Annotated in this window: 28 protein-coding genes, 1 tRNA gene and 1 riboswitch; of the genes, 14 read left to right on the top strand and 15 right to left on the bottom strand. The window is 66.4% G+C overall.

Annotated elements, in window-relative coordinates; all coding sequences use genetic code 11:
- The first annotated feature begins 11 nt into the window (after positions 1-11).
- A complete protein-coding gene (locus WT16_RS13525; RefSeq protein ID WP_063533508.1) occupies positions 12-947 on the top strand; it encodes a KpsF/GutQ family sugar-phosphate isomerase in 936 nt (311 codons plus the stop codon).
- A gap of 182 nt (positions 948-1129) precedes the next feature.
- Here the strand turns inward: WT16_RS13525 and galU are convergent, their stop codons facing one another.
- On the bottom strand, positions 1130-2014 hold the full coding sequence (gene galU, locus WT16_RS13520; protein WP_015600755.1) for a UTP--glucose-1-phosphate uridylyltransferase GalU: 885 nt from the start codon (positions 2012-2014) through the stop codon (positions 1130-1132).
- Positions 2015-2726: 712 nt separating this feature from the next.
- On the opposite strand from galU, the gene WT16_RS13510 reads away from it, so the two are divergent.
- Complete coding sequence (locus WT16_RS13510; RefSeq protein WP_006025425.1) at positions 2727-2960, top strand: flagellar transcriptional regulator FlhD; 234 nt, start codon at positions 2727-2729, stop codon at positions 2958-2960.
- Positions 2961-3869: 909 nt separating this feature from the next.
- On the opposite strand, the gene WT16_RS13505 is transcribed toward WT16_RS13510, so the two are convergent.
- The 9 genes from WT16_RS13505 to WT16_RS13465 all read right to left on the bottom strand — a co-directional run bounded on the left by WT16_RS13505 (position 3870) and on the right by WT16_RS13465 (position 10323).
- Positions 3870-3945: transfer RNA gene (locus WT16_RS13505), tRNA-Lys, on the bottom strand.
- 69 nt (positions 3946-4014) lie between these two features.
- Positions 4015-4764 carry a tol-pal system protein YbgF gene (ybgF, locus tag WT16_RS13500; protein ID WP_063533507.1) on the bottom strand — a complete coding sequence of 250 codons (750 nt, stop codon included), beginning with the start codon at positions 4762-4764 and terminating at the stop codon, positions 4015-4017.
- Between the two features lie 19 nt (positions 4765-4783).
- The gene (pal, locus tag WT16_RS13495) at positions 4784-5296 is read right to left on the bottom strand and encodes a peptidoglycan-associated lipoprotein Pal (protein ID WP_006025427.1); all 513 of its coding nucleotides are present in this window, start codon (positions 5294-5296) and stop codon (positions 4784-4786) included.
- A gap of 17 nt (positions 5297-5313) precedes the next feature.
- Positions 5314-6615 carry a Tol-Pal system beta propeller repeat protein TolB gene (tolB, locus tag WT16_RS13490; protein ID WP_063533506.1) on the bottom strand — a complete coding sequence of 434 codons (1302 nt, stop codon included), beginning with the start codon at positions 6613-6615 and terminating at the stop codon, positions 5314-5316.
- Positions 6616-6711: 96 nt separating this feature from the next.
- On the bottom strand, positions 6712-7686 hold the full coding sequence (gene tolA / locus WT16_RS13485) for a cell envelope integrity protein TolA (protein ID WP_063533505.1): 975 nt from the start codon (positions 7684-7686) through the stop codon (positions 6712-6714).
- Positions 7683-8132, bottom strand: a complete 450-nt coding sequence (tolR, locus tag WT16_RS13480; protein ID WP_009913442.1) for a protein TolR — start codon at positions 8130-8132, stop codon at positions 7683-7685. The genes tolA and tolR overlap by 4 nt, the downstream gene beginning before the upstream one ends.
- Positions 8133-8142: 10 nt before the next feature.
- Positions 8143-8820 (bottom strand): protein TolQ, encoded by a 678-nt coding sequence (gene tolQ, locus WT16_RS13475; protein ID WP_006025431.1) that lies wholly within the window; start codon positions 8818-8820, stop codon positions 8143-8145.
- A gap of 177 nt (positions 8821-8997) precedes the next feature.
- Positions 8998-9480 (bottom strand): tol-pal system-associated acyl-CoA thioesterase, encoded by a 483-nt coding sequence (gene ybgC / locus WT16_RS13470; RefSeq protein ID WP_041861591.1) that lies wholly within the window; start codon positions 9478-9480, stop codon positions 8998-9000.
- A 96-nt stretch (positions 9481-9576) separates the two neighbouring features.
- Complete coding sequence (locus tag WT16_RS13465) at positions 9577-10323, bottom strand: SDR family NAD(P)-dependent oxidoreductase (RefSeq protein WP_006025433.1); 747 nt, start codon at positions 10321-10323, stop codon at positions 9577-9579.
- Positions 10324-10530: 207 nt separating this feature from the next.
- Positions 10531-10631: riboswitch (ZMP/ZTP riboswitch) on the top strand.
- 145 nt (positions 10632-10776) lie between these two features.
- On the opposite strand from WT16_RS13465, the gene glyA reads away from it, so the two are divergent.
- The 7 genes from glyA (at position 10777) to WT16_RS13430 (ending at position 15511) form a co-directional block, all read left to right on the top strand.
- Positions 10777-12024, top strand: a complete 1248-nt coding sequence (glyA, locus tag WT16_RS13460; RefSeq protein ID WP_063533504.1) for a serine hydroxymethyltransferase — start codon at positions 10777-10779, stop codon at positions 12022-12024.
- Between the two features lie 6 nt (positions 12025-12030).
- Positions 12031-12510 carry a transcriptional regulator NrdR gene (gene nrdR / locus WT16_RS13455; protein WP_006025436.1) on the top strand — a complete coding sequence of 160 codons (480 nt, stop codon included), beginning with the start codon at positions 12031-12033 and terminating at the stop codon, positions 12508-12510.
- Positions 12511-12694: 184 nt separating this feature from the next.
- Positions 12695-13255, top strand: coding sequence for a GspH/FimT family protein (locus WT16_RS13450; RefSeq protein ID WP_063533503.1), 561 nt, complete (start codon positions 12695-12697; stop codon positions 13253-13255).
- Complete coding sequence (locus WT16_RS13445; protein ID WP_082874886.1) at positions 13252-13662, top strand: hypothetical protein; 411 nt, start codon at positions 13252-13254, stop codon at positions 13660-13662. The genes WT16_RS13450 and WT16_RS13445 overlap by 4 nt, the downstream gene beginning before the upstream one ends.
- Positions 13659-14444 carry a type IV pilus assembly protein gene (locus tag WT16_RS13440; RefSeq protein ID WP_063533502.1) on the top strand — a complete coding sequence of 262 codons (786 nt, stop codon included), beginning with the start codon at positions 13659-13661 and terminating at the stop codon, positions 14442-14444. Before WT16_RS13445 ends, WT16_RS13440 begins: the two co-directional genes overlap by 4 nt.
- Positions 14445-14536: 92 nt before the next feature.
- Positions 14537-15040, top strand: a complete 504-nt coding sequence (locus WT16_RS13435) for a hypothetical protein (protein WP_171845241.1) — start codon at positions 14537-14539, stop codon at positions 15038-15040.
- Positions 15041-15058: 18 nt separating this feature from the next.
- A complete protein-coding gene (locus WT16_RS13430; protein ID WP_059930890.1) occupies positions 15059-15511 on the top strand; it encodes a type IV pilin protein in 453 nt (150 codons plus the stop codon).
- An 84-nt stretch (positions 15512-15595) separates the two neighbouring features.
- Here WT16_RS13430 and WT16_RS13425 read toward each other — a convergent pair whose 3' ends face one another.
- The 3 genes from WT16_RS13425 to WT16_RS13415 all read right to left on the bottom strand — a co-directional run bounded on the left by WT16_RS13425 (position 15596) and on the right by WT16_RS13415 (position 16916).
- Positions 15596-16003: a DUF3318 domain-containing protein gene (locus tag WT16_RS13425; protein ID WP_006025442.1), complete on the bottom strand. Its 408-nt coding sequence runs from the start codon at positions 16001-16003 to the stop codon at positions 15596-15598.
- Positions 16004-16106: 103 nt separating this feature from the next.
- Positions 16107-16496 carry a phage holin family protein gene (locus WT16_RS13420; protein WP_059930888.1) on the bottom strand — a complete coding sequence of 130 codons (390 nt, stop codon included), beginning with the start codon at positions 16494-16496 and terminating at the stop codon, positions 16107-16109.
- A gap of 117 nt (positions 16497-16613) precedes the next feature.
- Positions 16614-16916, bottom strand: a complete 303-nt coding sequence (locus WT16_RS13415) for a YqjD family protein (RefSeq protein WP_006025444.1) — start codon at positions 16914-16916, stop codon at positions 16614-16616.
- A gap of 327 nt (positions 16917-17243) precedes the next feature.
- Here WT16_RS13415 and WT16_RS13410 point away from each other — a divergent pair, with 327 nt between their 5' ends.
- A complete protein-coding gene (locus WT16_RS13410; RefSeq protein WP_006025445.1) occupies positions 17244-17882 on the top strand; it encodes a peroxiredoxin in 639 nt (212 codons plus the stop codon).
- 133 nt (positions 17883-18015) lie between these two features.
- On the opposite strand, the gene WT16_RS13405 is transcribed toward WT16_RS13410, so the two are convergent.
- Positions 18016-19203 carry an acyl-CoA dehydrogenase gene (locus tag WT16_RS13405; RefSeq protein WP_009913435.1) on the bottom strand — a complete coding sequence of 396 codons (1188 nt, stop codon included), beginning with the start codon at positions 19201-19203 and terminating at the stop codon, positions 18016-18018.
- 76 nt (positions 19204-19279) lie between these two features.
- On the opposite strand from WT16_RS13405, the gene WT16_RS13400 reads away from it, so the two are divergent.
- Positions 19280-20071: an IclR family transcriptional regulator gene (locus WT16_RS13400; protein ID WP_009913434.1), complete on the top strand. Its 792-nt coding sequence runs from the start codon at positions 19280-19282 to the stop codon at positions 20069-20071.
- Positions 20072-20216: 145 nt separating this feature from the next.
- Positions 20217-20624, top strand: coding sequence for a GFA family protein (locus tag WT16_RS13395; RefSeq protein WP_015600669.1), 408 nt, complete (start codon positions 20217-20219; stop codon positions 20622-20624).
- 82 nt (positions 20625-20706) lie between these two features.
- Here WT16_RS13395 and WT16_RS13390 read toward each other — a convergent pair whose 3' ends face one another.
- Positions 20707-21513: an EAL domain-containing protein gene (locus WT16_RS13390; RefSeq protein WP_015600803.1), complete on the bottom strand. Its 807-nt coding sequence runs from the start codon at positions 21511-21513 to the stop codon at positions 20707-20709.
- Between the two features lie 265 nt (positions 21514-21778).
- On the opposite strand from WT16_RS13390, the gene WT16_RS13385 reads away from it, so the two are divergent.
- Positions 21779-22735, top strand: a complete 957-nt coding sequence (locus tag WT16_RS13385; RefSeq protein WP_006025450.1) for an MBL fold metallo-hydrolase — start codon at positions 21779-21781, stop codon at positions 22733-22735.
- Between the two features lie 17 nt (positions 22736-22752).
- A complete protein-coding gene (locus tag WT16_RS13380) occupies positions 22753-24414 on the top strand; it encodes an FAD-dependent oxidoreductase (protein WP_063533501.1) in 1662 nt (553 codons plus the stop codon).
- The last annotated feature ends 12 nt before the right edge of the window (positions 24415-24426 follow it).

Below are 24426 nucleotides of genomic sequence, written 5' to 3'. Positions count from 1 at the left end.
ACGGCTCCCAGATGAACCATCACAACTATCTCGATTCCGCACGGCAAGTCTTCGACATCGAATCGCGCGCGCTCGCGGGTCTCTCCGCGCGCGTCGACGAATCGTTCGGCGACGCGGTCGACGCGATCCTGCGCTCGAGCGGCCGTGTGGTCGTCTGCGGCATGGGCAAATCCGGGATCATCGGACGAAAGATTGCGGCGACGCTTGCGAGCACCGGAACGCCGAGCTTTTTCATGCATCCGGGCGAGGCATATCACGGCGATCTCGGCATGGTGACGTCGGCCGACACGTTTCTCGCGATCTCATACTCGGGCGAGACCGACGAAGTGATCAAGCTGATTCCGTTTCTGAAGAGCAACCGGAATTATCTCGTCGCGTTGACGGGCAATGCGCGATCGACGCTCGCGCAGGCGGCGCACAGTCATCTCGACGCCGGCGTCGAGCAGGAAGCGTGTCCGCTTCAGCTCGCACCGACGTCGTCGACTACCGCAGCGCTCGCGATGGGCGATGCGCTCGCCGTCACGCTGATGAAGGCACGCGGCTTTCGCCCGGAGAACTTCGCGCGCTTCCATCCGGGCGGCTCGCTCGGCCGGCGTCTGTTGTCGAAGGTCGACGACGAAATGGCCGCCGACGATCTGCCGTTCGTCGACGAACGCGCGCCGGCGATCGACGTGCTGCAGGCGATGACGCGGGGCCGGCTCGGGCTCGCGATCGTGCGGCGCGAAGCGGGCTTCGGGATCGTTACCGACGGCGACGTCCGCCGCGCGGTCGAGGCGCATGGGGACACGCTGTTCCGGCGCACCGCGTCGGACCTGATGTCGACGGATCCGGCGATGGTGCCGCTCGGCACGCGCGTAGAAGATGCGTTGCTGATGATGGAGACGCGGCGCATCAACGCGCTGCTCGTATTCGACGGCGGGGACGTCGTCGGGGTGTTCAAGAAGTAGGGGGATGCGGGACGACGGACGAATCGGTGCGAAGCCGGTTCCTCCATCTCGTCGCGGTTTGTTCGTTGAATGCCGGCGGCGCACGAACCGCGCGCGCGTCGCTTGCGCGGGCAGCCGCGAGCGACGCATGCCGCGTATCGCCACGCATGCATGCGCCGTTCGCGTATGGCGCGCGCGACGTGCTACGCCGCGACGAGTTCCGGGAAGCGCTCGCTCAGATACTGCTCGAATTCCGTTGCGACTTCCGGGTGGCGCAGCGCGAACTCGACGGTCGCCTTCAGATAGCCGATCTTGCTGCCGCAATCGAAGCGCCTGCCGTCGTAACGATGCGCGAGCACTTGCTCGTCCTTCAGCAGCGATTGCAGCGCGTCGGTCAATTGCAGTTCTCCGCCGGCGCCGGGCTTGAGCGCGCGCAGATGATCGAAGATGCGCGGTGTGAGCACATAGCGGCCGACGACACCGAAATTCGACGGCGCGGCGGCGGGCTCTGGCTTCTCGACGATGCCCGACAGCTTGAAGAGATCATCCTCCCAGCGCTTGCCGTCGATCACGCCATACGACTTCGAATCTTGCGGCGCGATCTCTTCGACGCCGATGACCGACGTGTGATAGTGATTGAACACGTCGATCATCTGCCGCAGCACGGGCGGGCGGCCGTCGAGCAGGTCGTCCGCGAGGATGACGGCGAACGGGCTGTCGCCGACGAGTTTCTCCGCGCATAGCACCGCATGGCCGAGCCCGAGCGCTTCGGCCTGGCGCACGTAGAAGCAGTCGACGTGACGCGGCTTGATGCCGCGCACGAGCGACAGCAGCTTTTCCTTGCCGCGCGCTTCGAGCTCCGCCTCGATCTCATACGATTTGTCGAAATGATCCTCGATCGCGCGCTTGCTGCGGCCCGTGACGAAGATCATCTCGGTGATGCCCGCGGCGATCGCTTCCTCGACCGCATATTGAATCAAGGGCTTGTCGACGACCGGCAACATTTCCTTCGGGCTCGCTTTCGTCGCGGGCAGAAAGCGGGTGCCGAGGCCGGCAACGGGGAATACGGCTTTTGTGACTTTCAGCATCGGGCGTCGAACCTTCCATCGAAGACGTTAAACGTTTGCGTGCGAGCCGGCGGCGCGTAACTGAATATGAGCGATGCCGGCGATGCACACGCGGTAAAGCGATGGTAGGGCTGTTTGAATTGTTTGGTTACGCTAAATATAGGTTCAATCGGACAGGCTACTCACGATGCCGATTCGATCAACCGTCGATGGACGCACGTGCGAAGAGAAAGCTGCGGACAACGATGATGTTTGCGATGAGCGCGCCCGGCGCTCGGTGTAAGCGCGTCGCGTCCAACTTGGAGCGAAAAAAAGGCCCGCCCGCAACGGCGCGTGCAGGCAGGCCAATTCCGAGTGATCGGAAGGTTCGCCGCTCGGGGGGAGCGGCTGGCCGGGAGCGAGTATGAGGGCGGACGCGCGAGCGCGCCTATCGTTCTGTCCGATTCGGCGTAGCAATTGACCGATGGCTACTGCAGGTCGATCGCGGATCGAGAGCCGATGCGAGACAGACGAGGCGCCCGTGGCGTCCCGGTCGATGCCGGTGAGGCTCGCGCGCGTGATGGCGCGGCGTGCGCGCGTTTGCGGATCGTCATTTGGCGGAATGCGGCGGGATTATGTCGGATGGGCGCGGCATGCATGCGTTAGTCTGCGCGGGCGAATGTGCATCGGGCAGGCGAGCGCGTTTGCGAGAACGTTTGCGGACATACGCGTTCGTCATCGAAACGGGGCAGACATGGAAGAAGAAACAGACGTGCTCGAGGAGATTGCGGAATTCAATCGGCGGTATCTCCGGCTCGCCCGACGTTTGCTGTGCGAGGACAACGAACGTGCCCGGACGATGCTTGGCATCTCGAACGAGTTGGCGATTTGGCTCGATACGTTGACGCCGGCTCAACTCGAACGGCTCATGGACGGCGGCGAACTCGTTTGCCAGTTTCGTGCCGACGCGATGCCTGGGCGGGCGTGAGCCGATTCGATCGGCGAAAGGAGAACCGGGGTTGCGCTGGGACTTCGTCGGGTGTCACCAATGCGCACGTGCATGCGCGCTCGCAACCCAGCCAGCCCCGATCGTTCGCGATTTCGCCGCTTCGTATGGCGTAGGTCATGATGCGAGCGATTGCTCGCGCCGAGACTTGCCCGATCGATGGGCGACCATACGCGAAAAATGGCTCTCAGCCAGTCCCCACGCTTCGGCCGTGAAGTCGCTCGTGCGCATATCCGTTGCGAACGTCGATGGCCGTGCCGTCGCTCGCACTTCGATTGCAGTTCCGGCTACGAATAGTCACCGTATCGACGCAATTGCATCGAAGTGTCGAGATCGGCGTTGATCCGCTGAAATCGAATCGCGTCGCGCCAGTGGGTGCGCTCGCCGCACAAGAGTCCGCGCAACAATCGGACGGCAGTCATGCCATGCGGGGGACGCGTGAACATGAATCGATTCGTGCCGGCAGGTATCGCGTTGATCGAAGGCGGGCTGATTGCGCTTGCGCTGGCCGTGGCCGCTTATGTCATACGCCGGGCGACGTTTGCGATCGAGGCGATGTGAACCGGAAAGGGCGGGGCGGTTGAGCGCGAAGCAGAGAGCCGTTCGAGCGCGCCGTGTCGACGTGTCGAGTTGCGCCTCGCTCATGGGGCGGGCATCTCGTTGCGGCGCGCCGGCGTTTGCGGCGATGTGGATCGGGGCGACAGTGCGCGCGCCCGTTGACGCTGCCTGATGATGCGAGGCGTACGTGAAGCGGCGCAGTTTGCCTTGCGTTGCTTGTCGTCGATGTCGCGGGGGCGATGTGCATCATCGGGCGTTGCTGACGCCTCGACTCGGCACAGACGACGCAGACACGAAAAGGGCCCGGCGCGAACGCCAGGCCCTCGATGTCTTTGGTAGGCCGTACTGGATTCGAACCAGTGACCAACGGATTAAAAGTCCGCTGCTCTACCAGCTGAGCTAACGACCCAAAAGAGGCAAAATTATAGCGGCCGCCCGGTGGGGATGTCAACCCATCGATCGGCCGCGTCGCACGCCGTCACTTGATCGCGTCCAGCTTGCTCTGTGCCGTTTCAGCCGCATTCGAGCCGGGGAACTGCGACACGACCTGCGCGAAAGTCTTCTTCGCGGCTGCCTTCTGGCCTTGTTCGAGCTGATTGGTGCCGATCGCGATCAGCGCATCCGCCGCGCGGGGATGCTGCGGATAGTTCTTCACGATGCCTTGCCACGTCGCCGTCGACCCCTTGTAGTCGCGCAGCGCGTACTGCGCGTTGCCGAGCCAGTATTGCGCGGTCGGCTGATAGGGGCTTTGCGGGTACTTGGCGATGAACGTGCGGAACGAAGCCGCGGCGTCCTTGAAGTTACCGTTGCGGAACTGCTGCGACGCCGCGTTGAACGCGTCCGTTTCACCCGGCTGCACCGTGCCTTCGACGCCATCCACCGTCGTCTTCTGCGGCTCGAATTTTTTGAGCCGCGCATCGAGATCGGTGTAGTACTCCTTCTGTTGACGCTCGAGCGTCGTCAGACGGTTCGTCAGATCCTCGTTCTCGCCGCGCAGCGTCGCGACCTGCTGGTTCAACTGGTCGAGGCGGTTGGTCTGATCGAGGATCGTGCGTTGCGCGGCGCCGAGCTGGTTCGCGAGGCTGTCGGATTTGCTGCGCAAATCGAGCACCGCACGGCGTGCCTCGTCGTCATCGAAGAGGCCCGCGTGCGCCGGCGCGGCCGCGAGGGCCGCACCTGCCACGCACAGCGCGGCGGCCGTGCGCAGCCAGGAAAAACGGTGCGTCATACAGCGATTCTTCCGTTACTTACTGTTGATAGACGAGGTCTGCGCGGCGGTTCTGCGCCCACGACGCTTCGTCGTGGCCAAGCGCGACCGGCTTCTCCTTGCCGAGGCTCACGGCTTCCATCTGCGCATCTCCGACGCCGAGCAGCGACAGCGCGCGACGTACCGCTTCCGCACGCTTCTGGCCGAGCGCGAGGTTGTACTCGCTCGTGCCGCGCTCGTCGGTGTTGCCCTGGATCAGGATGTGGCGCTGCGGATGGCTCTTCAGGTATTGCGCGTGTTGCTGCAGCAGTGACTGATACTGGTCCTGCACCGAGTAGCTGTCGAAATCGAAGTACACGCTGCGCTTCGCGAGCGGGCTGTTCGGATCGTTCAGCGGATCGACGGTCACTTGCGCGACGTTTTCGGGATTCGGTTGCGTGCTGACCGCGCCGCCCTGGTTCGCGTGCTCGTCGAGCTTCACGCCCGACTTACATGCGGCGAGCGCACCGATCATCAGCATCGCGAACGCCAGACGAAGTTTCTTCGACATCATGGTTACTCTCCTTGTGGTCATTGCATGAAGGGCCCCCAGGACGGCTCGCGGATCGCGCCGCCCTGAACGGACAAGATCTGCGGCGGCGCGCTGCCGTCGGACGGAACGGCAGCCAGCACGCTGCGGCCCCCCGATTGCGTAGCGTACAGAATGTACTGACCATTCGCCGCGAAGCTCGGCGATTCGTCGCGCGTCGTGTTGGTGACGGCGTTCGCCGCACCCGTTTGCAGATCCTGAACGTACAGCTTGAAGCCCCCGCCCGTGCGCGAGATGTACGCAAGCAGCTTGCCGTCCGGGCTGATGCGCGGACTCGTATTGTAGCTGCCGGTAAATGTCACGCGCTGAGCGGCGCCGGCGCTCTCGCCTTCGGCGGGCATCCGGTAGATTTGCGGCGCACCGCCGCGATCGCTCGTGAAATAGATCCACTTGTCGTCAGGAGAGTAGAACGGCTCGGTGTCGATCGAACTGCTGCGCGTCAAGCGGCGCAGCCCGGTGCCCGTCGAGCTGACGGAATAAATCTGCGTATTGCCCGTGAGCGACAGCGCGACGGCAAGCGTCTGGCCGTCCGGCGACCACGCGGGCGCGCTGTTGTTGCCTTTCTGATTCGAGATCACGTAGCGGCGGCCCGTCGGCAGATCGTGTATGTACACGACGGGCTTCCTCAGCTCGAACGACACGTACGCCACCTTCGTGCCGCTCGGCGACCATGCGGGCGAGATGATCGGCTCCTTGCTCGTCAGCGCGGGGATCGCGTTCTGGCCGTCCGAATCGGAGATCAGCAGCTTGTAGACGTTGCCCGTGCGCTGCACGTACGACAGGCGCGTATTGAAGACACCGCGCACGCCGAGCAGTTTCTGGTAGATGTAGTCGGCGATCTTGTGGCCGGTCTTGCGCATCCCCTCGTTGTCGTTCGACGTCGTGAGCGACAGCCCTCCGAGGCTTTGCTGCTTGATGGTGTCGTAGAGGATGAAGTTGACCTTGTACTGGCCGTTTGGCTCGCGGTTCACGCTGCCCGCGACGAATGCGTTCGCGCCTTTCGCCTTCCACGCGCCGAAATCGACCGACGCCGTTTCCGGCACGGGCGTGCTGCCTGCATCGACGTTGGAGAATTTGCCGCTTCTCGCGAGGTCGGCGCGCACGACCGACGTGACCTGCTGCGGCAGGCTCGCTTCATTGACGAAATTCGCGGTGGCGATCGGAAACTGGGTGGAGCCGACGCCCGTGATCAGGACGTTCACCTGCGCGTGGGCGGCGCCCCCCGCGGCAATCAGACACGAGGCCACGAGTGCCCTGAAACCTAGCTTCGTCATCAAACTCATGCTTCTTGTTCCCGTATGTACGCTGCGCAACCGCAGAGACTCAAAAATACCCGATTCGTTCCCGGTGCGACGGCGGGAGTGTAAGCGCAAACGTGCTCATTCCGCCGCCTTGAAGGTAATCGTAATCTCGGATGGGGTGCGACCGTTGGTATCGGGCGGCAGCGGCACCGACGCCTGGATCGCGTTGATGACCGCCTGATCCCACCCCGAATTTCCGCTCGACCGGCGGATCGACGTGCTGAGCACATCGCCCGACGGCGTACAGCGGATCGCGACGACGGTCACGAGGCTGTCGCGCTCGCCCGCCCACACGATGTTCGGCTTCACGCGCCGGCGGACCTTGTCCGCATACCCCGGCGACGCCGCGTTGCCGCCCGAGCCCGTGCCGGTGCCGCTCTTCGCGAGGCCTTCGCCGCCGCCCGCGATGCCTTGCAACTGCGCGAGGCGCGCCTGGCGCTCCTTGTCGAGCTTCGCCTTCGCGGCGGCGTTCGCCTTGGCGGCCGCCGCGGCCTTCGCCGCTTTCTCGGCTTTCTCGGCGTCCGCCTTCTTCTGCGCGGCGAGTTGCTCCTGTTTCTTTTGCTGTTCGAGCTTTTGTTGCTCGAGCTTCTGCTGTTCGATTTTGCGCTGCTGCTCCGCCAACTGTTGCTGCCTGAGCTTCTCCGCCTGCTTCTGCTTCTCGCGCTCGGCGGTCTTTTGCGCAGCGAGTTGCTGCGCCTTCAACTGCTGCCGGCGCTGCTCCTCGAGCTGCGCCTCGCGGGCGGCCGCGGCCTGCTGCTCGCGCCGTTTCTGCTGCAGCGCGATGTCCGCTTCCTCGTTCTTTACGGGCGGCGGGGGAGGGGCGACTTTCACGGGCGGCGTCGGCACCGGCTGCGGCGTCGACGTGTCCGGCACCGACGTCCACAGCTCGGCTTCCGCACCGGCCGGCGTGCTGTTCTGCCAATGCACGCCGTGGTACAGGAAAAGCGCGAGCAGCACGTGCATCAGGGCGGCAAGCAGGAACGCGCGGCCTGTGCCGCGCTCGCGCGGCGGCCGGGGCGGATAGGCGGCGGTGCGCGACTGGCGAGGCTTCATTGCGATTTGACGAGCAGACCGACGCGCTTCACGCCGCGCGCCTTCAGATCGGACATCACGGTCATCACCGCGTCATATTGAACCGTCTTGTCGGCCGCGATCACGACGGGCTGATCCGGGTGGTCGGCCTGGCGCGCGGCAATGAAGCTGTTGAGCTCGGCCTTCGTCATCGTGTCTTCCTGCGACGCGCCCGAATCGCCCTTGTAGCGGACGCTGATCCTGCCGTCGGCCCGGATGTTGACGACGACGGGCGGCGTCTGTTCTTGCGGCGCGGCGTTGCCGACGGTCGGCAGATTGACGATCGACGGCGCGACGAGGGGCGCCGTCACCATGAAAATGACGAGCAGCACGAGCATCACGTCGATGTAGGGCACGACGTTGATGTCGGCCATCGAGCGGCGCGAGCGGCCGCCGCGCATGCTTGAACGAATGGGGGTGCCGGCCATCGCGTGCTCCTTATTGCGCCTGGCGCTGCAGGATGTTCGAGAACTCTTCGATGAACGTTTCGAAGCGGATCGCGAGACGGTCGATGTCGTGCGCGTAGCGGTTGTACGCGACCACGGCCGGAATCGCGGCGAACAGGCCGATCGCGGTCGCGACGAGCGCCTCGGCGATGCCCGGCGCGACGTTCGCGAGGGTCGCCTGCTGAACGTTCGCGAGGCCGCGGAACGAGTTCATGATCCCCCAGACCGTGCCGAACAGGCCGATGTACGGGCTCACCGAGCCGACGGACGCGAGGAACGACAGATTCGACTCGAGGACGTCCATCTCACGCTGGAATGATGCGCGCATTGCGCGGCGCGCGCCATCGAGGAGCAGCGCCGGATCGTTCAGACGTTTTTCCTTCGCCTTCAGGAATTCGCGCATCCCCGATTCGAAGATCCGCTCGAGCGCGCCGATCGTGTGGCGGTTGTTCGCGGCGCTCTGGTACAGCGCCTGCAGGTCGCCGCCCGACCAGAAGTCGCGCTCGAAGCGCTCGGTTTGCGCGCGGGCGCGGCGGATCGCGAACCATTTGCGGAAGATGAACGTCCACGACATCAGCGACAGGACGAGGAGAAGCCCCATCACCGCCTGGGCGAGCACGCTCGCGTTGAGGACGAGGGAAATGATCGACAGGTCTTGAGAAGTGTTCATAGAGGTTTGTGTAACGTCCCTTCGGGGAGGCCTGGCCAGGATGTATCCGGCCGGCGCGCTCCGGTGGCGTCCGGGTAGAGCGGTCGGCTGCGCGCCGCGCAGCCGGAAAACTTTCCGCCGAACCCTGCTTAGTGGCGGATCATGGGGTCGAGTTCATCAGCTCTGTCTAAACGGCACTCACGCATACGCCGTTGACACGGCTGGCCGGCCGCTTGCGGCCGGTCCGCGCTCGAGCGCGGCGAAGACGGGGGGCGGAATCGCAGCCGGCTTGAATGCCGAGCGGTCGACGCAGCCGATCCGGATGCCGGCCGCGACGAGCAGCGTGTCACCCCGCCACGCCTGCTGTTCGAATTCGACGCTCGCGCGGCCGATGCGCGCGATTCTGCAGACGATTTGCAGCGTGTCGTCGAGCCGCGCCGGTGCGCGGTAGTCGAGGTTTGCGTGGCGGACGATGAAGATCGCGCCTGTTTCGTCGGCGACCCGGCTCTGGTCGATCCCGCATGCGCGCAGCCATTCGGTGCGTGCGCGTTCGAAGAATCTCAGGTAATTCGCGTAATAGACGACGCCGCCGGCGTCGGTGTCTTCGTAATACACGCGGACCGGCCACGCGAAGTCGGGCGCCGCGTCGGGCTGTCGGCTGGGTTCGATCATGGCGCGCATTCTACCGGAACGGGCGACCCCGATTCCCCTGATTCGTAACGGAATGTTGCCTTCGCCGGACGGCCGCCGGACCGCGCGCGCGGCCCGGCGCCGCGCTTAGCCGCGGTGGACGGTGAGACCAGCGGGCGCCTGCGCGACGGGCATCATTTCGATCGTGTTGATGTTCACGTGCGCGGGGCGAGTGGCGATCCAGTAGATCGTGTCGGCGATGTCTTCGGCGGTGAGCGGCTGGACGTTCGCGTAGACGTTCGCCGCTTTCTCGTCGTCGCCGCGGTAGCGCACGTTCGAGAATTCGGTGCCGCCGCAGAGGCCCGGCTCGATGTCGGTGACGCGCAGCGGCGTGCCGATCAGGTCGGCGCGCAGGTTCAGGCTGAACTGGCGCACGAACGCCTTGGTCGCTCCATAGACATTGCCGCCCGGGTACGGATAGCTGCCCGCGACCGAGCCGAGGTTGAAGATATGGCCGCGGCCGCGCTCGACCATGCCGGGCAGCAGCGTGCGCGTGACCGTGACGAGGCCCGAGCAGTTGGTGTCGATCATCGTCTGCCACTCGTCGAGGCTCGCCTTGTGCGCGGGCTCGACGCCGAGCGCGAGCCCCGCGTTGTTGACGAGGACGTCGACCGCGGCGAATTCCGCAGGCAGCCCGGTCGGCACGGCCTCGACGGCCGCGCGGTCGCGCACGTCGAGCTCGATCGGCAACAGGGCGCCGCCGAGCTCGGCGGCGAGCGCGTCGAGGCGCTCCTTGCGGCGTGCGGAGGCGACGACGCGGTGGCCGCCCTTGACGAAGGCGCGGGCGATGGCGGCGCCGAAACCTGCCGACGCACCGGTGACGAACACGATCATTGCTGCTGCTCCTAAAACGACGCTTGCTGGGGGGAACCCGTTAGCCTACTGGCATCGCGGCGGTGCGGCAAGGCGCGGTGGCGCTCGCTTGCGACACCCGCTGCAAACCCCCGCCCGGCGCGCCTCGTGGATTTGTCCCCCAATATGATTCGGGACAGCCGACGCGGTTGCCTATTCATGGCGCATCCAATAAACTAACGCGCTCAATACCCCCTGCGTGACTGGCGATACGGCCTTTCGGGGTCAAGGTGGAGCATCCCACCGTGAAGCGCAGGGCGTCGCTTTTGCCGTTCGCCTGGGCAGCCGTTGTGCGCGCCGCGTTGCGTGCTTTGCCGGTGGCTGTCCCGCCTCGCGTTCCTCGGAATCCTTCCGCCACGTCGAGCCGGTTGCGCCGCCGGCTGCGCGACGTCCTCGGCCACTTCGGTCAACCTGTACACACTTAACGGAAACCGTATGTTTGACAGAGCCCAAAGCACCATTGCGAACGTCGATCCCGAGATCTGGCAAGCGATCCAGCAGGAAAACGTCCGTCAGGAAGAGCACATCGAGCTGATCGCGTCGGAGAACTACACGAGCCCGGCCGTGATGGCGGCGCAAGGCTCGCAGCTCACGAACAAGTACGCGGAAGGCTATCCGGGCAAGCGCTATTACGGCGGCTGCGAATACGTCGACATCGTCGAGCAGCTCGCGATCGACCGCGTGAAGGCGCTGTTCGGCGCCGAAGCCGCGAACGTGCAGCCGAACTCGGGCTCGCAGGCGAACCAGGGGGTGTTCTTCGCGATGCTCAAGCCGGGCGACACGATCATGGGCATGAGCCTCGCGCACGGCGGCCACCTGACGCACGGCTCGCCCGTCAACATGTCGGGCAAGTGGTTCAACGTCGTGAGCTACGGCCTGAACGAGAACGAAGACATCGACTACGAAGCCGCCGAGAAGCTCGCGCACGAGCACAAGCCGAAGCTGATCGTTGCCGGCGCGTCGGCGTTCGCGCTGAAGATCGATTTCGAGCGTCTCGCGAAGATCGCGAAGGCGGTCGGCGCGTACCTGATGGTCGACATGGCGCACTACGCTGGCCTGATCGCGGCGGGCGTGTATCCGAACCCGGTGCCGCACGCCGATTTCGTCACGACGACGACGCACAAGAGCCTGCGCGGCCCGCGCGGCGGCGTGATCCTGATGAAGGCCGAGTACGAGAAGCAGATCAACTCGGCGATCTTCCCGGGCATCCAGGGCGGTCCGCTGATGCACGTGATCGCCGCGAAGGCCGTCGCGTTCAAGGAAGCGCTGTCGCCGGAATTCAAGGCATACCAGCAGAAGGTGGTCGAGAACGCGCGCGTGCTGGCGGAAACACTGGTGAAGCGCGGCCTGCGCATCGTGTCGGGCCGCACCGAAAGCCACGTGATGCTTGTCGATCTGCGCGCGAAGAACATCACCGGCAAGGCGGCGGAAGCGGCGCTCGGCAATGCGCACATCACGGTCAACAAGAACGCGATCCCGAACGATCCGGAGAAGCCGTTCGTGACGAGCGGCGTGCGTCTGGGCTCGCCGGCGATGACGACGCGCGGCTTCGGCCGGCAGGAAGCCGAACTCGTCGGCAACCTGATCGCCGACGTGCTCGAGAGTCCGGAAGACGCGGCGACGATCGAGCGCGTGCGCGCGCAGGTCGCCGACCTGACGAAGCGTTTCCCGGTCTATCGCTGATCGGCCATGCGCTGCCCGTTCTGCCGGCACGACGATACGCAAGTGGTGGATTCGCGCGTGTCGGAAGACGGCGCCGCGATCCGCCGGCGTCGGCGCTGCTCGGCTTGCGACAAGCGTTTCACGACCTACGAGCGCGTCGAGCTGGCGTTGCCGGCCGTCGTGAAGAAAGACGGCAGCCGCACTGAATTCGACCGCCGCAAGATCGTCGCGAGCATGCAACTGGCGCTGCGCAAGCGCCCGGTTGCAGCCGATGCGATCGACGCGGCGGTCGCCCGCATCGAATATCAGTTGCTCGCGTCCGGCGAGCGCGAAGTCCGCAGCGAGAAGCTCGGCGAGCTTGTGATGAACGAGCTGCGCCAGCTCGATACGATCGCCTACGTGCGTTTCGCGTCTGTTTACCGGCGGTTCGAAGACGTCTCCGAATTCGCGGACGTGATCGAGGAATTCCGCCGCACGGCGCCCGCGAAACCGCCGCGCAAGCGTTGAGCTTGCGCATTCCGTTTCCCGATTCGTTTCCCATTCCATTCGTTTCTCCCGCGTAGCACGCGGTTGTGTGCTCGCCTGGGCGATTGTCGTGCGTCCGGCTGCGGCGCGCGACTCGGCCGTTCGGCAGATGGTCGGCGTTTGCCGGCGCGGGTACAGTCGGCGCATCGGATTCAAGGAGAGGTCGATGCGATCGGAGCATGGCAGGCGAGCAATGGCGGGCTTCGTGCTCGTCGAGTTGATGGTCGCGCTCGTGCTGGTTGCGCTTGTCGCGACGCTGACCGTGCCGACGCTCGCCGGCGCTCGGATGCGTGATCGGGTCGACGCGCGTGCGCGCGTGTTCGGCGCATTGCTCGCCTATGCGCGCGGCGAGGCGGTGAGGCTCGGTATGCGCGTAGTGGTGTGCCGCAGCGATGCGACTGCGAAATGTATTGCGGCGGGGCGGCCGTGCGACAACGGGGCGGCCGACTGGTCATGCGGCTGGACCGTCGCCGTCGCGGACGGCGAGCGCGGGACGCGCGTGTTGCGCCGTATCGCGCGTGATGTCCGAGTCGCCGTGACGGGCGCGACCGTCGACGTCATATTCACGCCGCCCGCGGGCCAGGTGATTGGCGGCTTCCGAAGTTTCGAATTTGCGCCGAGCGACGCATCGGGCGCGTGGCATGGCGAGCGCTGGCGCCGTTGCCTGCGGATCGCGGCGGGCGGTCGCGTGCGATTTGCCGAAGGCGGTTGCGGGGGGCCGGCATGACGTGTCCTCGGTCGATGCGCGGGAGCACGCTGCTCGAAGCGGCGATTGCGTGTGCGCTGCTCGCAGTCGCGGCGCTTGGCGTGGTTGCGGCATTGCTCGCGGCGATACGAGGCGAGCGCGACGCCTTGGCACGCGAGCAGGCGATGCTCGTCGCCGATTCGTGGGCGGAGATGGCGCGAGCCGGTGGGCCGTCGGGCATCGATTGGGACGCGTCGATGTCCGGATTGCGCCACGGGAAGCTCGTAGCGACAGCCTCAGGTGCGGGCATTTCGAGCGTACGGGTCGAATGGGAACGGCCGGGGGCGGTCGCCGCGGGGCCGTTGCGTTGCGACGGCGATGTCGCGGCGGCACGCGCTGCCGCCAAGCCATGCACGACACTCGCTTATGCATCGGCGGATCGCCTATGACGCGAGCGACACGCTGGCGCGCACACACGCTGATCGAGGTGATGATCGCGATGGCGCTCGGCTTGATGATCCTGCTTGCCGCGATGTCCCTCTATCGCGTGCAGCGGGCCGCCTATTCGGCTGCGGCCGATGCCGCGCGCTTGCGCGACGCGGCGCAGGCAGCGCTCGCGCTGATCGCGCAGCAGATCCAGATGGCGGGCTTCGTTCCGATCGACGCGCACGATGCGCGGCCGGTATCGGGGCTGTTCGGCTGCGCGGCGGGACGACCCGTCAACGCCGACGGGCACGCTGCATGCGATTCGCTGGCGAGCGGTTCGGACGGCCTCGTCGTCCGCTACGTAGGAGATGGCGTCTCCACGTGGCCGACGGCGGGCGGACAGGCGACGGACTGTCTTGGCCAGGGTGTCGGCGCGGCCGACACGCAGCCGCTGGTCGTCAACCGCTTTTACGCGCGCATCAGCGCGTCGACGGGCGAACCGGAGCTGTACTGCGAAGGCAGCGGCAGACCCGGCATCGCGCAGCCGCTCGTCGAAGGCGTCGAGCGCTTGCGTCTGCGCTACCGGCTGCACGGCACCGCGCGATGGGCCGATGCATCGGCCTTGTCTGCCGACGACTGGGCCAATGTGACCGCTGTTTCCGTTTGCGTGCAAGTACGAGGCATGCGCACGGGGCGCCCGGTGCGTTACGTCGACTGCGAGGGGCGAATGGCGAGCGCGCCGGACACGCGCGCGAGACTTTCGTTGCGACGATATGTTGCGGTCCGTAATCGAGCCGGCACATGACGCGTTCCATAGTCGGGCTGCATGCGGAGCGACCACGGGTGGTCCGGAAACGTTCGACGCCGCGTGATGCGCCGCGGCGGCGCGAGTCGCCGATGCGCGGTTCGCGGGGCGTCGCGCTGCCGGGCGTACTCGCCTTGACGGCTTCGCTCATCGTGATGTCGTTCGCGTGGTTCGAGATCGCGAAGACGGAGGTCCAGCGCATGACGAGCGTCGCGAGCCGATCCATTGCATTTCGCGCAGCGGATGCCGCACTCGAAGCATGCGCGGACGCGCTGGAGAGTAGCGCGGCGCCATTCCCGTCGGCAAGCGGCGGTGGGACGCCGACGCGCGAGCCGAGCGGGTGGCGACAACCGGGCGTATTCGACGGCATCGGCGCATTCAGTCCGTACGCCGGATGGCCGGGCGCGGCGCAGGCGCCAAGCTGCTTGATCGAAGCGTGGAAGTTGCCGGCGCGCCCCGACGTGCGCGCCTACCTCGTGACCGCCCGCGGCGTGGGCGCGACGCACGATACGGTCGAGTGGCTGCAATTGCAGATTGCGATCGAGAGCGGGCGCGTCGAACGCAGGTGGCGCCGGGTCGTGGGAAGACCAGCATAGAAAGAAGAGGAAATAGCGATGTCGTGTACTGAACGCAGCGCGCGCTTGCGAGGCTTTACATTGATCGAAGTGGTCGTTGCGCTCGCGATCGTGGCCGTGCTCGCGGCGTTTGCCGTGCCGTCGTATCGCAGCCATGTCGAACGAGGGAACCGGCTGACCGCGATTGCCGCGCTGTATCGCGCCGCACAGTACGCGGACGCGTTCGGTGAAGCGCCGCCCACCGCATTACCGGAAGGGATGAACCGGGCGCCCGATTCCGGCAAGGTTCTCTACGTGCTGCGGATCACGTTCGACGACGCGCGCGGCGGATACGCACTGGAGGCGAGTCCAGCCGCCGATGGAGCGATGCGCGACGACAAATGCGGCGTCTACGTGCTGCATGCAGACGGCACGCGCGAGAATCGCGTTGCCGAGGGAGGCACGTTCGATGGAGGCGCGCCGGGAACCGATGCGTGCTGGCGAGCCGGCTAGATGTGACGCGTCGAGAGCCGATTGCCCGACGCCGGAAACGGGGCAGCCGGTGCGATCGGATTCGCGGTCCGCGGCTGACGAGCGCTATGGGCGTGTGCTGCGCGGTGCCTCGGCGTCGGATGCGTCGTCGCCGTTCTTTGCCTGCTTCCAGATCTGGTAGGCCTCCCAAACCGCGAAGCCGACGGCGCCCCACTTGAGCGCGGGGCGCGCGCTCGCGCGCAGCAGCGCGCGCACGGGCTTTGCGAGCACGACGGACGCCAGCGAGCTCAACAGCGGATACTGGCTGACGAGCGCGCCGAGCATCGCGTTCACGTTCCTCGCCGACTTGCCGAGCGACCCGCCCGACACCCCGGGCACGAGAAGCTTCAGCCATTTGAAATGCGTGACGGACTGGCGCAGCTCGGCGCCCGCCTGCGCGAGCTCCAGGCGCTCGACGTCGGAGCGCAGGATCAGCAGTTCCTTGCGCAGCGCGCGGTACTGGGCCGCGCTCATGTGCCGCTTCTGCGAAGCGGCGTGGAATCGTTGTTCCGGGGCGGAGTGACTCATGGCGCGTCGACGTGGAGTGGGCGAGAAGAGGGGGAGCGCGGCCGCGCGTTCACGGCTTGCCGCGGAACAGCTCGCGGTCCTTTTCGAGTTCGTTCAGCGTCGCTTCGAACACGACGGGCGCGTTGCGCAGTCCCGAGCGCGCCCTCAGCCAGCAGGCGAACGCGCCGAGCGCGTAGAGCGCGGTGATGGCGGCGAGCGATTGCCAGCGGTAGGTATCCCAGAACGCGATCGCGACGAGCACCGTCAGGCTGATGAGCGCCATCGTCGCGAGCATCATCGCGGCGAGTCCGAGAAAGAGCACGCCCATCAGGCGTTCCTTCTCCTCGGCGAGCTCGATGCCGACGAGTTCGAGCCGGGTCTGCAGCAGAGCGAACACCGAGCCGAGCAGGCGGCGCAGCGGTCCGTGCCCGGACTGGTGCGATGAGGTTTCTGTCGTCATGGAAGAGGCGCTTGCGCGCGGAGAACGGCCGGCGCCGCAACGGGCCGGAGCGCATGGCCCCGGCCGTCGCGCGGAGGCGGGCGGGCCGGGGGCTGTCTCTCGCGGTGGCGTGCCGCGTTACTTGCGATTGATCAGAAGGCCGATCAGCACGCCGACGCCGGCCGCGACGCCGATCGACGTCCACGGATGCTCGTGCACGTAGTCGTCGGTGGCGCGCGCCGCCTTCTTGCCTTTCTCGACCACGACCACCTGAACGTCGGTCGCTTTCTCCTTCGCCTGTTTCAGGCGTGCAAGCGCCTTCTCGCGCAGCTCGGTCGCACGGTCGCCCGTGCTGCTCGCGGCCTGCTTCAGCAGGTCTTCCGCGTCCGCGAGAACAGTTTTGATATCCGACATCAGTTTCTCCTTGTTGACTTCAGACATTGCGACTCCCTTCTTGCCGAGGCGGGTTGTCCTACGGGCATCGTAGCGAAACCCGTGCCTGCGGGCGAGCGCGGCGGCCCGGCGCGCAGGCGGCGCAAGATCGCGCTTGAGTAGCATGGTAAACGACTTGCCGTGACAATAGAGAGCCGATCCGGAACGAAAAAGTTTCCGGGATTGTCAAATCGCGCCCGGCAAAAATGATAAAAAGGCATGAATATCTGACGGAATAATCGTTCGCTCCGGCCGCGGGATCACTTAAGCTAAAAAACTGTCCGGATGCATCGTGTGTCCGGGCACCCAACCCATGCAAGTTCAAGGAGCTGCAACATGAGTCTACGTCTTGGCGACATCGCGCCGGATTTCGAGCAGGATTCGAGCCTTGGCCGCATCAAATTCCATGAATGGCTCGGCAATAGTTGGGGCGTCCTGTTCTCGCATCCGGCTGACTACACGCCCGTCTGCACGACGGAGCTCGGCCTGACCGCGAAGCTCAAGGGCGAATTCGAGAAGCGCAACGTGAAGGTGATCGCGCTGTCGGTCGACAGCGTGGAGTCGCACAAGGGCTGGATCGACGACATCAACGACACGCAGGCGACGAGCGTCGGCTTCCCGATCATCGCCGACGGCGACCGCAAGGTCTCGGAACTCTACGACATGATCCATCCGAACGCGAACGAGACGCTGACCGTGCGCTCGCTGTTCGTGATCGATCCGAACAAGAAGGTGCGCCTCATCATCACCTACCCGGCGAGCACCGGCCGCAACTTCGACGAAGTGCTGCGCGTCATCGATTCGCTGCAGTTGACCGACAATTACAAGGTCGCGACGCCCGGCAACTGGAAGGATGGCGACGACGTCGTGATCGTGCCGTCGCTGCAGGACCCGGAAGAGCTGAAGCAGCGCTTCCCGAAGGGCTTCAAGGCGGTGCGCCCGTACCTGCGCCTGACGCCGCAGCCGAACAAGTAAGCGGCTTGCGCGCCGCGCGTTGACGCGGCTTGAAGGTCATGCAATGACGAAAGCCCCGGCACGGTCGCCGGGGCTTTTTCGTTTGCCGCGCCGCCTGGGCGATGCGGCCGCATCCGCGCGACGTTCGTCAAACTCAGAAGAACGCCTGAATCCCGGTCTGCGCGCGGCCGAGGATCAGCGCGTGAATGTCGTGCGTGCCTTCGTACGTGTTCACCACTTCGAGGTTCACGAGGTGGCGCGCGACGCCGAATTCGTCCGAGATGCCGTTGCCGCCCAGCATGTCGCGGGCGAGGCGGGCGATGTCGAGCGCCTTGCCGCACGAATTGCGCTTCATGATCGACGTGATCTCGACGGCGGCGGTGCCTTCGTCCTTCATCCGGCCGAGCCGCAGCACGCCCTGCAGGCCGAGCGTGATCTCGGTCTGCATGTCCGCGAGCTTCTTCTGGATCAACTGGTTCGCGGCGAGCGGGCGGCCGAACTGCTTGCGGTCGAGCACGTACTGGCGCGCGATGTGCCAGCACGACTCGGCCGCGCCGAGCGCGCCCCACGCGATGCCGTAGCGTGCCGAATTCAGGCACGTGAACGGCCCGCGCAGGCCCTTCACGCCCGGCAGGATGTTTTCGTCGGGGACGAACACTTCGTCGAGCACGATCTCGCCCGTGATCGACGCGCGCAGGCCCACCTTGCCGTGGATCGCCGGCGCCGACAGGCCCTTCCAGCCCTTCTCGAGGATGAAGCCGCGGATCTCGTCGCGGCCGTCCTCGTCGAGCTTCGCCCAGACGACGAATACGTCGGCGATCGGCGAATTCGTGATCCACATCTTCGAGCCGGACAGCGAGTAGCCGCCCGGCACCTTCTGCGCGCGCGTGACCATGCTGCCCGGGTCGGAGCCGTGGTTCGGCTCGGTCAGGCCGAAGCAGCCGATCCATTCGCCCGTTGCGAGCTTCGGCAGGTACTTTTCCTTCTGCGCGTCGGAGCCGAATTCGAAGATGGGCACCATCACGAGCGACGACTGCACCGACATCATCGACCGATAGCCCGAATCGACGCGCTCGACCTCGCGCGCGATGAGCCCGTAGCTCACGTAGTTGAGGCCGGGGCCGCCGTACTGCTCGGGAATCGTCGGCCCGAGCAGGCCGACCTCGCCCATTTCGCGGAAGATCGCCGCATCGGTGGTCTCATGGCGGAACGCCTGCGTCACGCGCGGCGCGAGCTTGCCCTGCGCGTAAGCGTTCGCGGCGTCGCGCACCATGCGCTCGTCGTCGGTGAGCTGCTGGTCGAGCAGCAACGGATCGTCCCAATGGAAGGTTGCGGCAGCCATCTCGTCATCTCCTCACTTGACTGTAGTTCCGCTATGCGGAACAATGTTTTGCAAATTGAACCCAGTGTATCACCGCATGAATTTTCCGACCATCGATGCCGACACGCTCGACGAACGCAAGTTCGTCGTCGCTCTCGCGCGGGGGCTCGATCTGCTGCGCGCGTTCAGGCCCGGCGAGACGATGCTCGGCAACCGCGACTTCGTCGAGCGCACCGGCTTGCCGAAGGCGACCGTCAACCGGCTCGCGTACACGCTTACCGTGCTCGGCTGTCTGCGCTACGACGACGCGCTCGGCAAGTACGCGCTCGATGCGGGCGTGCTATCACTCGGCTACGCGCTGCTCGCGGGCTCGGACACGCTCGCGCTCGCGCGGCCGCACATGCAGGCGCTCGCGCGCGAGATCGGCGCGGCGGTGTCGCTCGGTTGCCGCGACGGGCTCGACATGATCTACCTGGAGACGATCCGCAGCGAGACGGCGCTGACGCTCGGGCTCGCGTCGGGGTCGCGGCTGTCGATGCTGACGAGCTCGATGGGGCGTGCGTATCTTGCGGTGCAGCCGCCCGACGCGCGCGCGGCGCTCTTTGCCGAGCTGCGCAAGACGGCGGGGAAGGGGCGGGCGGGGGCGGCGCTCGTCGACGCGGCGGAGCATGCGGTCGACGCATTCGCCGTCGATGGCTGCTGTTACTCGTTTCGCGACTGGCACGAGGACGTGAACGCTGCCGCCGTGCCGTTTCGCGAGCCGCGCGAAGGGCGCTGGCTGATTCTCAGTTGCAGCGGGCCGGCGTCGTCGATGGGCGAGGACGTGTTCCGCAGCCGGATCGGCCCGAAGCTGAAGGCGCTCGCCCGGCGGCTCGGGGAGCTGGGCTGAGCCGGCGCGGGACCGTCGCCGTTCGATTTGCCGCCGCGCGCGTCGAGGCGAGGCGGCATGCGGCTGCAATCGGCTGCAATCGGTTGTATCGTAGATGCCGATTTTCATCGCTGTATCCCGGTGCCGCGTGAACAGGAGGTTTGTGATGTCGAGCTCGGAATCGCTGGAAGGCGGGTGCGCGTGCGGCGCAATTCGTTACCGGATCGCCGGCACGCCTGCGGACGCCGGCTTCTGTCATTGCCGGCTGTGTCAGCGGACGACGGGCGCCGCCGTGCTCGCCTGGGCGACGGTGCCGCTCGGCGCGTTCGAGTACGTGAAGGGCGAGCCGCGCGTGTTCGCGTCGAGCGCGTGGGGCGAGCGGCGCTTCTGCGCGCAGTGCGGCGCGCAGCTCGAATACCGGCGGTCGGATGCGCCTTCGACGGTCGAAGTCAATTACGCGACGCTCGACGATCCGTCGGCGATCACGCCGAAAGCGCATACGTGGTACGCGAGCCGCATCCCCGGCCTGGAAGTGGCGGGCGGTTTGCCGGTGCGCGACGACGGCGACCACTGAGCCGAGCCGGCGTCGCGCGAGCGCGGCCGCCCATCGCGCGCATCCCGCCCGGCGCGCCGGGCGCTGCATCGCCCGCGTCCCGTCAGACCGCGGCCGGCTGCGAGAACACCGGCCCCTGCACGAGCCGCACGTCGTACTGACGCAGCACCTCGAACTGCGCCTCGTCGACGACGTGATCGAAGATGAGCGGAATGCGCACGCGCTGCGCATAGCCGACGAGCGCCTTCACCATCCCTTCCCGCAGCGCGATCGCGGCGTCCATCTTGATGTAGTCGGGCCGCGCCATGTCCGATTCGACGGCGAGGATGCGCCCCGGATCGGGCAGCTTGTCGGCGACCTTGAAGCCGTAGTGCTGATAACTCTTCGTCAGATAGCCGAGGAACGTCTTGTGCGCGACGGCCGCCGCCGGCAGCTCGATCACGACGCGCTCGGGCGGTAGCCCGAAGCTCTTGAGCACGGTCGAGAAGTGCTTGCCGTGGTCGTACTTGACGCTCTTCAGCAGCCGTTCGTGCACGCGCAGGAACAGCAGGCCGTGCCGCTGCGCGCCGAAGAAGTTGATCGCGTGCAGGCTGCGCGCGAGCCGGTCGAGCGCGACGAGCTCCTGATCGTCGGCGACGGCGCCGATCGGATCGAACGGTGCGCCGCCCGCGTGCGTGACCGCCTGGAAGCCGAGTTCGTCGCCGTAGCGCTCGATCGCGTCGGAGAGCGACGTCGATTGCGGCGCGCCCGGCATCGACACGTCGTAGATCGGCTCGTAGACGCTCTCCAGCTTGAGATCGCGCAGGTGCGCGTATGCGCCCTGCGCGCCGTCTTCGAGCGCAAGGTGGTCGCACAGGAACGGGAGCTTGCCCGCGCGGGCGACGAGCTCGGGAATGGTGGGCGGAACCATGGACTCCGGAAGGAAGAAAGGCGGCCGAAACGGCCGCCGTATATGAACGATAGTAGCAGCGCCGCGCACGATTGGCTGCGTGAGTTGCTCATATCGATATCGGTTCCGCGCCGACGCCTAGGGTATACGATGATTTCACTAATCGTAATTGGTTTTACTATTCGTAAATCGTGATGTTGACGTAGATCAAGCAATCCGGTCAATCAGACGCGCGGCTTGCCCGACGAAAGCGGCGCATCCCTCAATACGAAGCAAGGAGCGACAAATGGCGGGTGACAAGAAATTTGCATCGCAGGCGGATCTGGCCGAGAAGAAGGTGACGTTCGAGCGGCTGTCCGAGCACGCCTACGCCTATACGGCGGAAGGCGATCCGAACACGGGGATCGTCGTCGGCGACGACGCGGTGCTCGTCGCCGACACGCAGGCGACGCCCGTGATGGCCGAGGACGTGATCCGCCGGATCCGCGAAGTCACCGACAAGCCGATCAAGTACGTGCTGCTCACGCACTACCACGCGGTGCGCGTGCTGGGCGCGTCCGCGTACGGCGCCGACCACGTGATCGCGAGCCAGGACACATACGACCTGATCGCCGAGCGCGGCGCGGCCGACATGAAGAGCGAGATCGAGCGCTTCCCGCGCCTGTTCCGCTCGGTCGAGTCGGTGCCGGGCCTCACGTGGCCGACGCTCACGTTCAAGGGCGAGATGACGCTGCGGCTCGGCAGGCTCGAAGTGAAGATCATGCAGCTCGGCCGCGGCCACACGAAGGGCGACACGGTCGTGTGGCTGCCGCAGGACAAGGTGCTGCTGTCGGGCGACCTCGTCGAATACGGCGCGACGCCGTATGCGGGCGACGCGTACTTCCAGGACTGGCCGGCGACGCTCGACGCGATCGCGGCGCTCGGGCCCGAGAAGCTCGTGCCGGGGCGCGGCGCCGCGCTGAAGACGCCGCGGGAAGTCGCCGACGGCCTAGCGGGCACGCGCGCATTCGTGAGCGAGCTGTACGCGAAGGTGAAATCGGGCGCGGCGGCGGGCCGGGACCTGAACGCGATCTACAAGGAGACCTACGCGCAACTGAAGCCGAAGTTCGGCGACTGGGTGATCTTCGACCACTGCATGCCGTTCGACGTGACGCGCGCGTTCGACGAGGCCACGCAATACCCGGACCCGCGGATCTGGACGGCCGAGCGCGACAAGGACATGTGGCACACCCTCGAAGGCTGAGCGCGGCGGGCGACATCATGACCATCGATTATCAGACGCTGAAGTTCGACTATCGCCCGCGCGCGGCCGGTGCGGACGAAGGCGAACCGCATCCGGCCGTCGTCGTCGGCGCGGGGCCCGTCGGGCTCGCGGCGGCGATCGATCTCGCGCAGCAGGGCGTGCCCGTCGTGCTGCTCGACGACGATGACACGCTGTCGGCCGGCTCGCGCGCGATCTGCTTCGCGAAGCGCACGCTCGAGATCTTCGATCGACTCGGCTGCGGCGAGCGGGTCGCGCAAAAGGGCGTGAGCTGGCACGTCGGCAAGGTGTTCCTGCAGGACGAGCTGATCTATGCGTTCGACCTGCTGCCGGAAGTCGGGCACGCGCGGCCCGCGTTCGTCAATCTGCAGCAGTACTACGTCGAAGGCTATCTGGCCGAGCGCGCGCTCGAGCTGCCGAACCTCGATCTGCGCTGGAAGAGCCGCGTGACGGGCATCCGGCAGACGCCCGAGCATGCGGAGCTCGACGTCGACACGCCGGAGGGGCCGTACACGCTGCGCGCGCGCTACGTGATCGCGGCGGACGGCTCGAAGAGCCCGCTGCGCGCGATGATGGGGCTCGACAGCCGCGGCCGCACGTTCAAGGACCGCTTCCTGATCGCCGACGTGAAGGTGAAGGCGCCGTTCCCGGCCGAGCGCTGGTTCTGGTTCGATCCGCCGTTTCATCGCAATCAGTCGGTGCTGCTGCACCGGCAGCCGGACGACGTGTGGCGCATCGATTTCCAGCTCGGCTGGGACACCGATCCCGTCGCCGAGAAGGCGCCGGAGCGCGTGATTGCGCGCGTGCGCGCGCTGCTCGGGCCGAACGTCGAGTTCGAGCTCGAATGGGTGAGCGTCTACACGTTCCGCTGCCAGCGGATGGATAGCTTCCGCCACGGCCGCGTGCTGTTCGCGGGCGATTCCGCGCACGGCGTGTCGCCGTTCGGCGCGCGCGGCGCGAACAGCGGCGTGCAGGACGCGGACAACCTCGCGTGGAAACTGAAGCTCGTGCTCGACGGCCGCGCGCCCGATCGCCTGCTCGACACGTATGCGCGCGAGCGCGAATTCGCGGCCGACGAGAACATCCGCAATTCGACGCGCTCGACCGACTTCATCACGCCGAAGAGTCCGATCTCGCGCGTGTTTCGCGACGCGACGCTCAAGCTCGCGCGCGACTGCGAGTTCGCGCGCAGGCTCGTGAACAGCGGCCGGCTGTCGGTGCCCGCCGTGCTCGCCGTTTCGCCGCTCAACACGCCCGATCGCGCGGGCGAGACGTTCGAGCGCGCGCCGGCGCCGGGCGCGGTCGCGCTCGATGCGCCCGTGCTCGCGAACGGCGCGCCCGGCTGGCTGCTGCCGCATCTGACGGGGGGCTTCGTCGGCATCCTGTTCGGCTCGATCGACGATGCGGGCGCGCTCGTCGACGCGACGCGCGGCCACGCGCTGCCCATCGCGCCCGTGCTCGTCGTGCCGAAGGGCGACGCGCGCGCGGTCGCGGGCGTCGACGTGATCGAGGACAGCGAAGGGCTCGCCGCGCAGCGCTACGACGCGCGCCCCGGCACGTTCTATCTGCTGCGCCCGGACCAGCACGTGTGTGCGCGCTTTCGCATGGCGGATGCAAACGCGGTGCGCGCGGCGCTCGCCCGCGCGATCTGCAACGCGTGAGCGAAAAAAAAC

Origin of the sequence: Burkholderia sp. MSMB1589WGS (assembly GCF_001636105.1) — a bacterium.
In the GTDB taxonomy this organism is placed as follows: domain Bacteria; phylum Pseudomonadota; class Gammaproteobacteria; order Burkholderiales; family Burkholderiaceae; genus Burkholderia; species Burkholderia humptydooensis.
Note: the sequence above shows the minus strand (reverse complement) of the source record. Positions and strands in the feature narration are given on the sequence as shown.